15 protein-coding genes are annotated in these 15,956 nt (G+C 64.3%); 4 read left to right on the top strand and 11 right to left on the bottom strand.

The annotated features are described in order from the left end of the window. Positions 1-6: 6 nt before the first annotated feature. Entirely contained in the window at positions 7-780 is a 774-nt protein-coding gene (locus tag LB529_RS06210; protein ID WP_224710555.1) for an anti-sigma factor family protein, read from the bottom strand. Next, complete coding sequence (locus tag LB529_RS06215; protein ID WP_411962444.1) at positions 777-1,310, bottom strand: sigma-70 family RNA polymerase sigma factor; 534 nt, start codon at positions 1,308-1,310, stop codon at positions 777-779. Before LB529_RS06215 ends, LB529_RS06210 begins: the two co-directional genes overlap by 4 nt. Before the next feature lie 133 nt (positions 1,311-1,443). Here LB529_RS06215 and LB529_RS06220 point away from each other — a divergent pair, with 133 nt between their 5' ends. Further along, positions 1,444-2,628, top strand: a complete 1,185-nt coding sequence (locus LB529_RS06220; RefSeq protein WP_224634138.1) for an aromatic amino acid transaminase — start codon at positions 1,444-1,446, stop codon at positions 2,626-2,628. Positions 2,629-2,698: 70 nt separating this feature from the next. Further along, on the top strand, positions 2,699-3,523 hold the full coding sequence (mazG, locus tag LB529_RS06225; RefSeq protein ID WP_224710557.1) for a nucleoside triphosphate pyrophosphohydrolase: 825 nt from the start codon (positions 2,699-2,701) through the stop codon (positions 3,521-3,523). Positions 3,524-3,531: 8 nt separating this feature from the next. Here mazG and hflX read toward each other — a convergent pair whose 3' ends face one another. The 8 genes from hflX to dusB all read right to left on the bottom strand — a co-directional run bounded on the left by hflX (position 3,532) and on the right by dusB (position 13,644). Beyond that, positions 3,532-4,920 carry a GTPase HflX gene (gene hflX, locus LB529_RS06230; RefSeq protein ID WP_224710558.1) on the bottom strand — a complete coding sequence of 463 codons (1,389 nt, stop codon included), beginning with the start codon at positions 4,918-4,920 and terminating at the stop codon, positions 3,532-3,534. Beyond that, a complete protein-coding gene (gene hfq / locus LB529_RS06235) occupies positions 4,921-5,166 on the bottom strand; it encodes an RNA chaperone Hfq (RefSeq protein WP_006202172.1) in 246 nt (81 codons plus the stop codon). A 143-nt stretch (positions 5,167-5,309) separates the two neighbouring features. After that, positions 5,310-6,173, bottom strand: a complete 864-nt coding sequence (locus LB529_RS06240; RefSeq protein ID WP_140843390.1) for a D-amino-acid transaminase — start codon at positions 6,171-6,173, stop codon at positions 5,310-5,312. An 82-nt stretch (positions 6,174-6,255) separates the two neighbouring features. Beyond that, entirely contained in the window at positions 6,256-7,617 is a 1,362-nt protein-coding gene (locus LB529_RS06245) for a sigma-54-dependent transcriptional regulator (protein WP_095765455.1), read from the bottom strand. Next, complete coding sequence (locus tag LB529_RS06250; RefSeq protein ID WP_224710559.1) at positions 7,607-9,898, bottom strand: sensor histidine kinase NtrY-like; 2,292 nt, start codon at positions 9,896-9,898, stop codon at positions 7,607-7,609. Before LB529_RS06250 ends, LB529_RS06245 begins: the two co-directional genes overlap by 11 nt. A 121-nt stretch (positions 9,899-10,019) precedes the next feature. After that, the gene (gene ntrC / locus LB529_RS06255) at positions 10,020-11,480 is read right to left on the bottom strand and encodes a nitrogen regulation protein NR(I) (protein WP_095765457.1); all 1,461 of its coding nucleotides are present in this window, start codon (positions 11,478-11,480) and stop codon (positions 10,020-10,022) included. After that, positions 11,477-12,619, bottom strand: coding sequence for a two-component system sensor histidine kinase NtrB (locus LB529_RS06260; protein WP_140843396.1), 1,143 nt, complete (start codon positions 12,617-12,619; stop codon positions 11,477-11,479). The genes ntrC and LB529_RS06260 overlap by 4 nt, the downstream gene beginning before the upstream one ends. Next, positions 12,616-13,644, bottom strand: coding sequence for a tRNA dihydrouridine synthase DusB (gene dusB / locus LB529_RS06265; RefSeq protein WP_224710560.1), 1,029 nt, complete (start codon positions 13,642-13,644; stop codon positions 12,616-12,618). Before dusB ends, LB529_RS06260 begins: the two co-directional genes overlap by 4 nt. A 140-nt stretch (positions 13,645-13,784) precedes the next feature. Here dusB and LB529_RS06270 point away from each other — a divergent pair, with 140 nt between their 5' ends. Together LB529_RS06270 and LB529_RS06275 are read left to right on the top strand one after the other, a co-directional pair. Further along, positions 13,785-15,014, top strand: a complete 1,230-nt coding sequence (locus LB529_RS06270) for a bifunctional 2-C-methyl-D-erythritol 4-phosphate cytidylyltransferase/2-C-methyl-D-erythritol 2,4-cyclodiphosphate synthase (RefSeq protein ID WP_224710561.1) — start codon at positions 13,785-13,787, stop codon at positions 15,012-15,014. Continuing rightward, a complete protein-coding gene (locus tag LB529_RS06275) occupies positions 15,011-15,499 on the top strand; it encodes a CinA family protein (protein WP_224710562.1) in 489 nt (162 codons plus the stop codon). Before LB529_RS06270 ends, LB529_RS06275 begins: the two co-directional genes overlap by 4 nt. Here LB529_RS06275 and LB529_RS06280 read toward each other — a convergent pair. Further along, on the bottom strand, positions 15,496-15,951 hold the full coding sequence (locus LB529_RS06280; RefSeq protein ID WP_140843402.1) for a type II toxin-antitoxin system RatA family toxin: 456 nt from the start codon (positions 15,949-15,951) through the stop codon (positions 15,496-15,498). The two genes, LB529_RS06275 and LB529_RS06280, sit on opposite strands and share 4 nt — an antisense overlap. Between the last annotated feature and the right edge of the window lie 5 nt (positions 15,952-15,956).

The raw sequence follows: 15,956 nt of genomic DNA on the forward strand, positions 1-15,956 counted from the left end.
TTGTTTTCAGTAGAGAGTTCTGGCGAGTTTCTCGGCGGCACGGTCGAGGCTGCCGGCGTCGCCGCGTCCCACCACCGCATAGGCGACCTCGCCGATCTGGAAATACGCTGTTGAGATGTCGTCGGAGGGCGCGATCGTCGGCTTCACCACATCGAACCTGCCCGGCCTGATGGCGAACAACGAGACAAGACCGAGGTCCTTGGTCTCGACCGCTACCTCGACGCTCGGCCCGAATTGCGAGGGATAGACCTGGACGTCGCGGACCTTCCAGTCGTCGGGCAGCGACGGCATGACGATTGCCGTGGCGGCGCGGATCTCGTCGGCATTGTAGCCCGGCGCTTCCCGCTGCGACGGCATCGTCTCGCGCACCAGTGTCGTCCGGTGCGCCCGGACCGCATCCTCGACATAGGCCGGCGGCTGCGTCGAAGCGACCACCTTGGTGACGGCGATCGGCCCGAAAATACCGTTGGCCAGCCAGCCTGCCGCGACCAGAATGGCTGCGGCCGCCGCCCGCTGCAGCACGGCAAGGATGCGTCCCCTGGCAAGGCCTCTTTCCAGCCGGCGCGCCGCTTCGGTCGTGGCCGGACGCGCCCTGCCGACCGGCCCGGCAAGTGCGACACGCAGTTCGTCGCGTGTCCTCAGATCCGACATCACGCGCGCCGCCACTTCCGGACGCGCGGCGAGGTGCGCCTCGACCTCGATGCGGCGCGCGACATCCAGCTGGTCGTCGACATAGGCATCGAGATCGGCATCGGCTACGGGGTCGACAATAGCGGTCATTGATCGTCTCCCACGATCCTGAGATGAGGCCTGGTTTTCGGCGCCGCGTCCTCATCCATCTCGCGCAGCGCGGCACGCGCGCGGCCGATGCGCGACATCAGCGTTCCGAGCGGCACGCCGATGACTTCGGCGGCCTCCTGATAGGAAAGCCCTTCGATGGCGACGAGATGGAGCGCAGAGCGCTGTTCCTCCGGCAGCGAAAGAAACGCTTCCCGGACCTGCGACAGGCGCACCGAATGGTCCTGCGAGGCCGGCACGCTCTGGTCGGCGACAAGGCCGGCCTGTTCGATGCGCGCCGCCTCGGAGCGGCGCGAGCGCATGCGGTCGATGAAGATGTTGTGCACGATCGCCAGCAGCCAGGCGCGCAGATTGCCGCTTGACCGAAAGGTCGCGCGCCGCTCATAGGCGCGCACCAGCGCGTCATGGACGAGATCCTCGGCCTCAGTGCTGTCGCGCGTCAGCGAGCGCGCATAGCGCCGCAGCGAACCCAACTGCCCGACGATATCGAAGCGTGCCATTGACCGTTTCATGCCCTGTTTACGGAGCATGTAGGGGTTTTAATCCCCTGCCCGGCATTCCTTTTCGTGTCGCCGCCACAGCGGAAACCGCTGGCGCGACGGGATCGATTTGCGTATCACTCCGCCGCCATTGGAGTCCTTTTCGATGTTCGAGACCCTGCAGCCCGCGCCGGCCGACAAAATCCTTGCCCTGATCGGCCTCTATCGCAACGATCCACGGCCCGGCAAAGTCGACCTCGGCGTCGGCGTCTACAAGGACATCGACGGCAAGACGCCGGTGATGCGCGCCGTGGGCGAGGCCGAGAAGCGGCTGCTGGCGAGCCAGGACACCAAAACATATCTCGGCCTTGCCGGCGACACCGGCTTCAACGCCGCCATGATCAAGCTCGCCTTTGGCGAGAAGGCCGACCATTCGCGTATCCGCGCGGCACAGGCGCCGGGCGGATCGGGCGCGCTCAGGCTGGTGGCCGAGCTTGTGCAGCGCACGCGCCCCGGCGCGACGGTTTGGCTGTCCGATCCGACCTGGCCGAACCATCTGCCGGTGATGCGCGCCGCTGGTCTGCAGGTTCGCGACTATCCCTATTTCGATGCCGCATCGGGCGCTGTCCGCTTCGACGAGATGCTGGCGGCGCTGAAAGTTGCCAACAGCGGCGATGTCGTGCTCCTGCATGGCTGCTGTCACAACCCGACCGGCGCCAATCTCGATATCGCGCAGTGGGCCAAGGTCGCCGACGTGCTGCTGGATCGCGGCTTGCTGCCTTTCGTCGACATTGCCTATCAGGGTTTTGGCGAAGGCCTCGATGCCGACGCCGCCGGCCTGCGGCTGCTTGCCGGCAAGGTGCCGGAAATGGTCGTCGCCTCGAGCTGCTCGAAGAATTTTGCCGTATATCGCGACCGCGTGGGCGCGGCGATGATCATGGCCAAGGATGGCGCCCAGGCCGACGTGGCGATGAGCCAGATGCTGGCGGCCGCGCGCGCGCTTTATTCGATGCCGCCGGATCACGGCGCGGCGGCGGTGCGCATGGTGCTCGAAGACGCCGCCCTGAGGAAGGACTGGGAGACGGAGCTCGAGGAGATGCGGCTGCGCATGCTCAGGCTGCGCGTCGCTTTTGCCGAGGCGTTGCGCCGGCAGTCCAATTCCGACCGCTTCGATTTCGTCGCCAGCCATCGTGGCATGTTTTCGAGGCTTGGGTTGACCGAGGCGCAGGTCGAACGCCTGCGTGCCGAGCACGCCGTCTATATGGTCGGCGACAGCCGCATCAACGTGGCCGGCCTGCCGGAGGACGGCATGGACGATCTCGCCAAGGCGATCGTCTCGGTGCTCGACTGAGGCTGTGGACAACTCGTTTCGGTGTCCGGCCAGGATTGGTCGGACGCTGGCCGCGGGATAGGCTCAAATCATGAAGCCCTCCAAGGACATTTCCCGGCTGATCGAGATCATGGCGGCGCTGCGGGCGCCGAAGACCGGCTGCCCTTGGGATATCGAGCAGAATTTCGCTACCATCGCGCCCTACACGATCGAGGAAGCCTATGAAGTGGCCGATGCGATCGCGCGCGGCGATCTCGACGATCTGCGCGAGGAACTGGGCGACCTGCTGCTGCAGGTCGTCTATCACGCGCAGATGGCTGAGGAGATCGGCGAGTTCGCTTTCGGCGATGTCGTCGAGGCCATCACCACCAAGATGATCCGCCGCCATCCGCACGTCTTCGGCGACGAGAAGGCGCGCAGCGCTGGCATGGCCAAGGGCATGTGGGAGAAGATCAAGGCGGTTGAAAAAACCGAGAAGCGCGATGCCCGCATCGCCCGTGGTCTCGACCCGGAGGATCACGGCAGGGGCTATCTCGACAGCGTGCCGGTCGCGCTCCCTGCCCTGACGCGTGCCCTGAAACTGCAGGAAAAGGCGGCACGCGTCGGCTTCGACTGGAGCGAGGCAGCTCCCATCCTCGACAAGATAGAGGAAGAGATCGGGGAATTGCGCGAGGCGCTCGCCACCGGTGACGCGGCTCCCATCAAGGACGAGTTCGGCGACATGCTGTTTGCTATCGTCAATCTCGGCCGCCACCTCAAGCTCGATTCCGAAGCCGCGCTCAGCGGTACCAACGAAAAGTTCCGTTCGCGCTTCCATTATGTCGAGCAGGCTCTGGAGGCCTCGGGCAAGTCGCTGGAGAAGGCAACGCTCGACGACATGGAAGCGCTCTGGCAGCAGGCCAAAAGCACCAAATAAACAGCCGGTTAGCTGCCGCTCCTGCGATGCAGGCGGTTCTCTATCTCTTGCCTGGCGCTGTGCGTGGCTGTCAGCGAGAGCGTGACGCTGCCGTCTTCATTGTCGGTGCGCGAAATGACGTCGCCGTTGCGGTAGAGCCAGTCGACCTGGCCAAGCTGGGCGGGGCTCAACGTCACCGTCATCCTTTCCAGCTCGCCCGACACGCGCGTCTCGATGAGCGCTTTCAGCGCGTCGATTCCTTCGCCGGTGACGGCCGATATAGAGATCGGCGGCGCCTTGCCGCTGGCGCTCTCGGCAAGCAGTCGCTCGCGATTGCCTTCGTCGAGCAGGTCGACCTTGTTCCAGACCTCGATCACGCGGTTCGCATCGGCAGCGTCGACGCCGAGATCGCCGAGGATGCGTTCGACGTCCTCGGCCTGGGCGGCGGTGTCCGGATCGGAGATGTCGCGCAGATGCAGCACCAGATCCGCCTCGACGACTTCTTCCAGCGTTGCCCGGAAGGCCGCCACCAGATGCGTCGGCAGGTCGGAAATAAAACCCACCGTGTCCGACAGGATAACCGGCGTGCCGTGCGGTAGCCGCACGCGCCGCAGCGTCGGATCGAGCGTTGCGAACAGCATGTCCTCGGCCAGCACCCCTGCTCCGGTCAGCCGGTTGAACAGCGTCGACTTGCCGGCATTGGTGTAGCCGACGATCGCCACTACCGGGAACGGCACCTTCTTGCGCTTGGCGCGGTGCAGGTCGCGCGTGCGCCGAACCGTCTCCAGCTCGTGCTTCAGCTTGGTGATCTTGTCCTGCAGGATGCGCCTGTCGGATTCGATCTGGGTTTCGCCCGGACCGCCGAGGAAGCCAGCGCCGCCGCGCTGCCGCTCGAGGTGGGTCCAGCTTCGCACCAGACGACCCTTCTGGTAGTTAAGATGCGCAAGCTCGACCTGCAGCGTGCCTTCCTTGGTGCGCGCCCGCTCGCCGAAGATCTCGAGGATGAGCCCGGTGCGATCGAGCACCTTGGCGTTCAGTTCCTTTTCGAGATTGCGCTGCTGCACCGGCGTCAGCGGATGGTCGACGATGACCAGCTCCGCCTTGCGCTCCTTCACGATTTCAGCAAATTCAGCAACCTTGCCGCTGCCGAGCAGCGTGCCCGGCCGCGGATCGGCAACCGTCACCACCGCGGTGTGAACCGGGTTGAGATCGATGGCGCTGGCAAGCCCGACCGCTTCGTCGTGGCGTGCATCCGCCGAACGGCTCAGGCGCGGACGGCTCGACTCGTCGTCGCCGCGGGGCTGCCGGGTAAGCACCGGCACAATGACAACTGTGCGGGTCGGATCCTTGGATTCCGGCCCGAGTTGATGTCCTTGTTTTCCGCGAACGCTGCGGTCCGCGTCCTTATCACGTGCCAATCAGGCGCCCTGGCTTTCCTCGCCATCGAACATCTGAACCGGCTGGCTCGGCATGATCGTGGAAATAGCGTGCTTGTAGACGAGCTGGGAGTGCCCGTCGCGCCGCAACAACACACAAAAATTGTCGAACGAAGTGACGACCCCGGTCAGCTTCACGCCGTTGATGAGGAAGATGGTAAGTGGATTTTTGCTCTTGCGAACTGAATTCAGGAACAGGTCCTGAAGGTTTTGCGATCGTTCCGCCATTTTTCTTGTCTTTCGCCGATCCCCTTCGGTTTACGCGCCAATGCGCCAAATTACGAGGCACCTGTCAAGCGCGCAAACCCCCTCTTGCCGACACAATGGCAAGCAGAATGAGATAGTTGAGGTTACTTCCAGTTGTGCGGTTATCAGGCTGGACTTTTTTCCGCAACGTGAAAAAAGGCCTGCCGCAACGAAAGTGTCATCGAACCGGGATGGCCATTTGCGATCGGCGCCCCGTCGATTTCGACCACCGGCATGGCGATTGTGGTCGCCGAACTGATGAATGCTTCCCTTGCGGCCTTGGCTTCGGCGACCGAAAAACCGCGTTCCTCGATCTTGAGGCCAAGCTTGGCGGCGACATCGAAAAGCGTCGTGCGGGTGATGCCGCGCAGGATGCCGTGCTCGGCCGGCCGGGTCACGAGGACGCCGTCCCGGGTGACGATCCAGGCGTTGGACGAGCCGCCTTCCTTGACGTTGCCGTCGGTGTCGACGAACCACGCTTCCTGCGCGCCGGCTTCCTTGGCCTTCTGCTTGGCGAGCACATTAGGCAAGAGGCCGGTGCTCTTGATGTCGACGCGGTCCCAGCGATTCTCCGGGACGGTGATGACCTTGATGCCGGTCTCCACCCGCTTCGCGCTCGCGGCCGGATCGGCTTTCCTGGCGGTTATGACCAGGGAAGGCCTTGTGCCCGCGGGCGGAAACACGAACTCGCGGCTGGCGACGCCGCGCGTCACCTGCACATAGACAAGGCCGTCGACCACGCCGTTGCGATTGACCACCTCGCGCAGCAGCATCGGCAAGACGCTTTCCGAGACTGGCCAGGCGATCGACAGTTCCTTCAGCGAGCGCTTGAGCCTGGCAAGGTGGCGCGGCATGTCGACGATATGGCCGCGCGCCACCTCGCAAACCTCATAGACGCCGTCCGCGAACTGGTAGCCGCGATCCTCGATATGGACGCTGGCTTGAGCATGGACGACATAGCGCCCGTTGACATAGGCAATGCGCGGCATGGGCATCCTCAGGGAAAATGTCCGGCTTTCTTAGGCGATTCCGCCCCTGCCGTAACGAACAATCGCGTGGGCCAAGGGCTCGCTACACACCCAGCGACTTCAGCTTGCGGTGGAGTGCCGATCGTTCCATGCCGATGAACTCGGCGGTCTTCGAGATATTGCCGCCGAAGCGGTTGATCTGGGCGATCAGATAATCCTTCTCGAATTGCTCCCGGGCCTCGCGCAGCGGCAGCGCCATGATGTGCTGGTCCGACTGGTTGGGCGTGCGCGGCATGACGTCGCCGATCTCGGACGGCAGAAGGTCGGCGGTGATCGGCGCATCGGCGTCTTCGCCGCGCGCCAGGATCATCAGCCGCTCGACATTGTTGCGCAATTGGCGAACATTGCCCGGCCAGTTGTGCGCCTGCAGCACGGCCAGCGCGTCGTCGCCGATGCGGCGCGGCCTTATGCCGGCCTGGCGCGCGATCTGCTTCATGAAGTTGTCGACGAGGTAGGGAATGTCCTCGCGCCGCTCAGCGAGCCCCGGCACTATGACCGGAACCACCGCCAGGCGATGGTAAAGATCCTCGCGGAAGCGGCCGTCGGCGATCATCGCTTCGAGGTTCTGCGAGGTCGAGGAAATGATGCGGACATCGACCTTGACGCGCTTGGTGCCGCCTACCCGCTCGAATTGCTGCTCGACCAGCACGCGCAGGATCTTGTTTTGCGTTTCGCGCGGCATATCGGCGACTTCGTCGATGTAGAGGATGCCGCGATGCGCCTCCTCCAGCGCGCCGACCTTGCGCTCGGTGCCGTTCGATTCGGTACCGAACAGCTCGATCTCCATGCGCTCGGGCGTGATGGTGGCCGCGCTCAGCGTGACGAACGGACCGGACTTGCGAGACGACAGCGTGTGGATGGCGCGCGCCGTCAGCTCCTTGCCTGAGCCGGAGGGGCCGATGATCATGACGCGGCTGTTGGTCGGCGCGACGCGCTCGATGGTCTGCCGCAGCTGGCTCATCGCCGACGACATGCCGATCAGGTCGAAAGTCTCGCCGCTGCGCTGCTTGAGGTCGGAGACCTCGCGCCGCAGCTTGGACGTTTCCAGGGCGCGCTCGGCGATCAGGATGAGGCGATCGGCCTTGAACGGCTTCTCGATGAAATCATACGCGCCGCGCCGGATGGCCGACACCGCCGTTTCGATGTTGCCGTGGCCGGAGATCATGACCACCGGCATGTTCGGATGCATGGTCTTGATCTCGTCGAGCAGCGCCAGGCCATCGAGGCGCGAGCCCTGCAGCCAGATATCGAGGAAAATCAGCCGCGGCGCGCGATCGGCAATCGCCGCAAGCGCGCTGTCGGCATCATGGGCCGTGCGGGTTTCGTGACCCTCGTCGCTCAATATACCGGCGACAAGTTCGCGGATGTCTTCCTCGTCATCGACGATGAGAATGTCAGACGCCATTACCGACCTTTTCAGTTTCTCGTTCGTGTTCGCTTCGACCTTCACCGCGTGGCGGCGCGGCTACGATCGTGGCCGGGGGCAGGATGATCGAGATCATCGCGCCCCGGCCGCCATGAAAATCCGCTGGCGCGTCGTGCAATTCGAGACGGCCGCCATGGTCCTCCACGATCTTTTTGACGATAGCGAGGCCAAGCCCGGTGCCCTTCTCGCGCGTCGTCATATAGGGCTCGAGAAGCCTTTGACGATTCTCGCGCGGCAGCCCCTTGCCGTTATCGATAACGTCGATTCGTATGGCGCCATCTTGCCGTCCAGCCTGAATCCGGATTGTGCCGCCCGAACGGTCCTGCGCATCAAGTCCGTCGATCGCCTCGGCCGCGTTCTTGATGACGTTGCCGAAGGCCTGAGCCATCAGGCGGCTGTCGAAAGTGCCTTTCAACGGCTCGCTGCCGAAGTCGCGCTGGAAGGCAATGTCCGAGCGGCTGACCTCGACCAGGAAGGACGCCTCGCGCAACGACTCACGAAGGTCGATCGCCTTCATCTCCGGCTTCGGCATGCGGGCGAAGGCCGAGAATTCATCGACCATGCGGCCGATGTCCTCGACCTGGCGGATGATGGTGTCGGTGCACTGGTCGAAGACCTCGCGGTCCTCGGTGATGACCTTGCCGTAGCGGCGCCTGATGCGCTCGGCCGAAAGCTGGATCGGCGTCAGCGGGTTTTTGATCTCATGCGCGATGCGCCGCGCCACATCGGCCCAGGCCGACGAACGCTGCGCCTGGACGAGATCGGTGATGTCGTCGACCGTCACCACATAGGATTTCTCTTCCTCGCCGTCGTCGCCGGATTCGACTGTGACCTGGACATTGAAGGTGCGCTCCAGACCGGTGCGGAAGAAGGTCACCTGCTCGCGATAGACCGGCTTGCCGGACTGCCGCCCGATCTCGAACACGCGACCGACAAGCGGCAGGACTGTCGAAAGGTTCTGGCCGAGCGTCGCATTCGCCGAAATCGTCAGCATGGTCTCGGCCGAGCGATTGACGATGGTGATGATGCCGTAGGGGTCGACGCCGATGACGCCGGCAGTGACGCCGGCAAGCACCGCCTCGGAGAAACGCCGGCGCTCGTCGATCAGATCCTTGGCCGAGAGCAGCTCGTTGCGTTGCGACTTGAGCTCCAGGATCATGTTGTTGAAGGTCTCGCCGAGCGAGGCGACGTCGCCATCGGACTGGCGCACTGGAACGGCAACGTCGAGATTGCCGGTCGCCACCTCGTCGGCGGCGCCGATCAGCTGGCGGATCGGCCGCACGATCCGGTCGGCGACCGCGATGCCGGTCCAGATCGCCGAAAGTGTGATGATCAGCGTGAGCGACAGATAAGGCAACGCGAAGGCGACCTGCGAGGTCCGGCGGTTGTCTTCCAGGTTGCGGTATTCGTCGGTGTTGCCCCTGACGATCTGGCGCGCCTTGATCACGTCGGGATCGACCAGCCGGATCGTGTAGAGGTAAAGCCCTTCGATCTCGCGCAGTTTAGTGATGGCACCCATGATGTTGCGGGTGCGCGGCTCGATCAGCACCGGCTTGCCGCCGGCCGCGGTCTCGACAGCACCCGCGGGCGGCTCCGGCATCGGAAAATCGGCATCGGTCTTGGCATTCATGACGAACGAGCCGTCAGGCTTGATCAGGGCCGCATGCGCCAGTCCGCGGCCTATGGCTTCCTTGTTCAGCAGATCGAGGAAACCGCCCTTGTCGAGACCGTAAAGCGTGCGCGAGGCATCGAGATCGTATGCCATGGACAGTGTTGTGCCCTGGAGGTTGCGCGCATTCTCCTGCACATAAGCGTCGGCAATCGACAGCGACGAGTTGACGATCGTCTTGGTGCGGATTTCGAACCAGCGGTCCAGGCCGATGTCGAGCGTGATCGAGGCGACGATCGCCACCATGATGGCCGGGATGGCGGCAACCAGCGCGAACATGGCGACGATGCGCACATGCAGCCGCGAGGCAGCCCTGCCGTGACGCCGCGCCAGGACGATGCGACGCACCTCGCGGGCGATCAAGGCGATCAGGAACAGGACAAAGACGGCATTGGCCGCGATCAGGGCCCAGGTCGCGTCAGCGGTCGGCGCGATCGGCGTTGCGCCGACCAGGATCGCAAACGATATGGCCGCCGTGATCACCGCGCCGGCAATGGCGACCACGCCGGGCAACGCCAGCAACCGTCGCCCGTCACGCGTGCCGGTCTGGTTGAAAAGCGGTTGGGTCAGGGTCGGAGCCTCAGCTGCCATGTCGCGGTACAGAGTCGGTCATCGCGTCGGATGTATGCAACGCATTGTGGCGATTATGCAACAAGTGTGGCCGGGAAGATAATCTTTCCCAGACAAAATTCACCGACGGGACGAGGTGACGTTACGGCTGCCTGGCTGATTTGTAGACGTTGACGCCGAGCTCGCGGATCTTCTTGCGCAGCGTGTTGCGGTTGAGCCCCAAAAGCTCCGCCGCCTTGATCTGGTTGCCGCGCGTCGCCGTCATCGAAGCCAGCACCAGCGGATACTCGACCTCGGCAAGAATGCGCTGGTAGAGCCCGGCCGGCGGCAATTCGCCGGCGAAGGAGGCGAAGTAGCGCTGCAGGAAATGCTCGACAGCCTGGCCGATCGACAGATCGTCGGGGATGAGCGCGCCGCCGTCCGGCACGACCGGCCTTTCGCCGGTTTTCAGCTCCGATTCTATGATTTCCGATGAAATCTCGTCCTGCGAGTAGAGGGCGGCCAGCCGGCGCACCAGGTTTTCAAGCTCGCGCACATTGCCCGGCCAGGGATAGCGTTTCATAAGCTCGATGCCGCCGGAGGATATGCGCTTGGTCTGCAGGCCCTCGCTGGCGCCCTGCTTGAAGAAATGCCGCACCAGGTCGGGAATGTCCTCGGAACGCTCGCGCAGCGCCGGCAGCCTGAGCGGCACGACGTTGAGACGATAGAACAGGTCCTCGCGGAACAGGCCCTGGTTGATGAGCGTGCGCAGGTCCTTGTTTGTGGCCGCGACGATACGGACGTCGGTCTTGATCGGCGTGCGGCCGCCGACAGTGGTGTATTCGCCCTGCTGCAGCACGCGCAGCAGCCGGGTCTGCGCTTCCATCGGCATGTCGCCGATCTCGTCGAGGAACAGCGTGCCGCCCTCGGCCTGTTCGAACCGGCCGCTGGAGCGGTTCTGTGCCCCGGTGAAGGCGCCCTTCTCGTGGCCGAACAATTCCGATTCGATCAGGTCGCGCGGGATCGCCGCCATGTTGATGGCCACGAACGGGCCGCCGCGACGGCGGCCATATTCGTGCAGCGCGCGCGCCACCAGCTCCTTGCCGGTGCCGGACTCGCCGCTGATCATGACCGTGAGGTCGGTCTGCATCATGCGCGCCAGCATGCGGTAGATGTCCTGCATGGCGGCGGATCGGCCGACCAGCGGCATCGTCTCCGGCTGGTCTTCCGCGCGGCCATCGAGCTTCGGCCGCTTCGGCTCGGCCAGCGCCCGGCTGACGATGTTGAGCAGCTCCGTCAGGTCGAACGGCTTCGGCAGATATTCGTAGGCGCCGGTCTCGGAGGCGCGGATGGCGGTCATGAACGTGTTCTGGGCGCTCATGACGATGACCGGCAGCTCGGGCCGCGCCTTCTTGATGCGCGGCAGCATGTCGAAGGCGTTTTCGTCGGGCATCACCACGTCGGTGATGACGAGATCGCCCTCGCCCGCCGCAACCCAACGCCACAGCGTCGAGGCATTGGAGGTCACGCGCACCTCGTGGCCGACGCGTGACAGCGCCTGGTTGAGCACGGTGCGGATGGCCGCATCGTCATCGGCGACGAGAATATTGCCGCGAGCGGTCATGTGCGGTCTCCTTCAGCTTCATCGCCGGCGCTTGGTGCGGCCTCCTTCCAGGCTGGAAGCAGGATGCGAAACGTCGTCCCGCGCGGCGTCGAATCGCATTCGATGATGCCGCCATGCTCGCCGACGATCTTGGCGACCAGCGCAAGGCCAAGTCCGGAGCCGTTCGGCTTGGTGGTGATGAACGGATCGAACAGGATCGGCAGGATGTCCTCGGAAACGCCTGGACCGTTGTCATGCACGCAGAATTCCAGCGGCAACGACACCCGGTCCTGCGTTCCGGGTACCGAGACGCGGATGCCTGGGCGGAAGGCCGTCGACAGCGCGATCTCGCCTTGCGGGTCGGCGCCGATCGCCTCGGCGGCGTTCTTGACCAGGTTGAGGAAGACCTGGATCAGTTGATCGCGGTTGGCGAAGACCGGAGGCAATGATGGATCATATTCCTCCAAGATCTTGATCCGTCTTGCAAAACCGTTCTTGGCAATCGCCTTCACATGGTCGAGCACGACATGGATGTTGACCGGATAGCGTTCGATCGGCCGCTCATCGGAGAACACTTCCATGCGGTCGACCAGTGAGACGATGCGGTCGGTCTCGTCGGTGATCAGGCGGGTCAGCGCGCGATCTTCATCGGAGGCGGAAAGCTCGAGCAACTGGGCGGCGCCGCGGATGCCGGAGAGCGGGTTCTTGATTTCATGCGCCAGCATCGCGGCAAGGCCGGTGACGGAGCGCGCCGCGCCGCGATGCGTCATCTGGCGGTCGATCTTGTCGGCCATCGACCGTTCCTGGAACATGACGACGACCGAGCCCGGAAATTCCGGCACCGGCGCGACATAGAGATCGACCATCTTTTCGATGCCGAGGCGCGGCGACGAGACGTCGACGCGGTATTCGTTGACCGGCGCGCGGCGTTCGCGCACTTGGTCGACCAGCGTCAGCAACGGGCTGCCGAAGGGCACCAGCTTGGAGAGCGTGTTGCGCGCGAGCATATTCGCGCTGGAGCGGAAGAAGTCCTCGGCATCGGCGTTGGCGAATGTGATGAAGCCGTCGGGATCGACCATGATCACCGGGCGGCGGATGGTGTTGAGCACGATATTGGCGGCATCCGCCATATCGGCCTGCTGTGGCACGTCCGCCTTCATGCCGCGCTCCGCAGGCTGTCCGGGTGCGCGCCATCGGCGAAGACACGGCACAATTCGGCCACGACTTCACCCGGCTTGAAGGACGTGAGAATGGCTTTGCGCTGCTCGGCTGAGACATCGGCAGCGTGACGGTCGAGATACCAGCCGAGATGCTTGCGCGCCTGACGCAGCCCGCTTTCTATGCCGTAGAGCGAGAGCATGTCCTCGTAATGCAAGGTGACGTATTCGGCGAGCGCCTGCGGCGCGTGCGGAATGCCGGGCGCAGATACACCACCGGCAATTGAGGCGATGCTTCCTGCAATCCACGGCGCGCCGTAATGCGCGCGACCGATCATCACCGCGTCGGCGCCGGACTGTTCGAGGATTGTCGCCGCCTCTTCCGGCGAGCCGACATCGCCATTGGCCACGACCGGGATCGAGACGGCTTGCTTGACGCGGGCGATGGCGCGCCAGTCGGCCTTGCCCTGATAGAACTGGCAGCGCGTGCGGCCATGCACGGTCACCATGCTGACGCCGGCCTGTTCGGCGCGGCGCGCCAGCATCGGCGCGTTGAGCGCGCTTTCGTCCCAGCCGAGCCGCATTTTGACGGTCACCGGCACCGAAACGGCGCCGACCACCGCCTCGATTAGCGACAGCGCATGGTCGAGGTCGCGCATCAGCGCCGAGCCGGCATAGCCGCCGGTCACCTTCTTCGCCGGGCAGCCCATATTGATGTCGATGATATCGGCGCCCTCGCCCGTCGCGATTCGCGCGCCCTCAGCCATGTGCGCGGCCTCGCGGCCGGCAAGCTGCACCATATGCACCGGCAGACCGGAATGACGGATGCGAAGGTCGCAGCCTGCCCTGCCCTTGGCCAGTTCGCCGCTCGCCACCATTTCCGAAACGACCAATCCCGCGCCATGCCCGTGCGCGCGCTGCCGGAACGGCTCGTCGGTGATGCCCGACATCGGCGCCAGGAAAACCCGATTACGGATTTTCACGCCGCCGACATCAAGAGGCGATGCCAATGTGGTCAGTTCAGCCATGCACAAAAACCAAGCATGTTCGATCGTTGCACATTCTCTAGCCAGAAGTGTGGCATTGTGCAACGCGCAATGACGTCACATTAAGGCGCATTTTGGAAAAAGCTGGCCTTCGGCCATCACCCCGACTAGGACCGATCGGAATGAGCGAGGCAAGTGAAAAGCAAGCGACAGGCCTGAACGGCGGGATCGGGGTGGTGATCGTTGCCGCCGGCCGTGGCGCGCGCGCCGGACAGGCGGACGGTCCGAAGCAATATCAGCGCATCGGCGGCCGTGCCGTCATCGCGCATACGTTGGATACCTTCCTCTCCCATCCGATGATCGGTCCCGTGGTCGTCGCCATCCATGCCGACGACGCCGAACTCTTCCAACGCGCGGCCGAAGCGCATGGCAATCGTCTTGTCGCCGTTATCGGCGGCCCTTCGCGCCAGGCGTCCGTGCGGCTCGGCCTCCTGGCGCTGAGGGACAAGGCACCGGCAAAAGTGCTGGTGCATGACGCCGTGCGACCCTTCGTCGACGCCGGGCTGATCGACCGCACCATCGAAGCCATCGGCGAGCGCCAAGGCGCGTTGCCGGCGCTGCCTGTCGCCGACACGCTGAAGCGGGAATCGGCCGCCGGCATGATCGACGAGACGGTGTCGAGAGCCGGCCTTCATGCCGCGCAGACGCCGCAGGGCTTTCCGTTCTGGCCGCTGCTCGCCGCGCATGAGAAGGCGCATCATCTGGGCAAGACGGAGTTCACCGACGACGCGGCGATCGCCGAATGGGCACAGATACCGGTCAAGATCGTTCCCGGATCGCCGGACAATGTCAAACTCACCTGGGCAAGGGACATCGCATTGGCCGACCAGCGGCTTTCGAGCGCGCAGCAGCGCTTCCCGGATATTCGCACCGGCAACGGCTATGACGTGCACGCGTTCGAGCCCGGCGACCATGTAACGCTCTGCGGCGTCTCCATTCCCTATGATCGCAAACTCTCCGGGCATTCGGACGCCGATGTCGGGCTGCATGCGCTGACCGATGCGTTGCTCGCCACCTGCGGCGCCGGCGATATCGGCACGCATTTCCCACCGTCCGATCCGCAATGGAAGGGTGCTGCCTCGAAGATATTCGTCGAGCACGCGGCGAAGCTGGTGCGCGAGCGCGGCGGCCGTATCGCCAATGCCGACATCACGCTGATCTGCGAGGCGCCGCGCGTCGGGCCGCATCGCGCGGCGATGACGCAAGCGCTCGCAGCCATGCTCGGCATCGCGCCCGAGCGCATTTCGATCAAGGCGACAACCAACGAGAAGCTCGGCTTCGTCGGGCGCGGCGAAGGTATCGCCGCGATCGCCACCGCCAGCGTCGTCTATCCGGGCGAGGTGCCGGCATGAGCAACGCCGAACTCGCAAATGCCCTGCTCCAGGCCTGCCAGCAGCGCGGTGTTATGCTGGCGACGGCCGAAAGCTGCACCGGCGGCCTGATCATCGCGGCGCTCACCGATATCGCCGGGTCTTCCGCCGTGGTCGATCGCGGCTTCGTCACTTATTCCAACGAAGCAAAGATGGAGATGCTCGGCATCTCCGCCGCCACGCTCGACGCGCATGGAGCGGTGTCGCGCGAGACGGTGCTGGAGATGGCCGCAGGCGCGCTGGCGCATTCGCAAGCGAGCCTGTCGCTCGCCGTCACCGGCATTGCCGGCCCCAGCGGCGGCTCGGCCGACAAGCCGGTCGGTCTTGTCTGGTTCGGGATAGCGCTTGCAGGACAACCGGTTATCGCTGAGCGGCAGTTGTTCGGCCACAAGGGCCGCGAATTCATCCGGCACGAGACGGTGCGGCATGCGCTGCAACTCGGCTTGCGCGCGCTCAGCGAACGTTAGGCGGGCTTTGGACCGTAAATCACGTTTGCCCGTTTCTCGAAGGCTTCCGAGAACATGCGGAAGGCACGGTCGAACATCGTGCCCATCACGGCGCCGAGTATGCGGCTCTTGAATTCGTAGTCGATGAAGAAATGCACCTCGCAGCCGCTGGCCGCGGGGTCGAAGCGCCAGATGTTGCTGAGATATTTGAACGGGCCGTCTATGTATTTGACGTCGATCGCTTTCTCGTCGGGCTTTAGCAGCACTTGGGTCGTGAAAGTCTCGCGGATCGCCTTGTAGCCGATGCTCATGTCGGCAACCAGGATAGTGCGGCCGTCACGCTCCTTGCGCGAGCGCACGGTGAGCGATTCACAGAGCGGCAGGAATTGCGGGTAAGCCTCGATATCCGCCACCAGCGCGAACATCTCGTCGGGTGAATGCGCGACGCGGCGTGTCGCCTCGAATTTCGGCATTGAAG

Source organism: Mesorhizobium sp. CA5, from assembly GCF_020165105.1.
GTDB lineage: Bacteria > Pseudomonadota > Alphaproteobacteria > Rhizobiales > Rhizobiaceae > Mesorhizobium.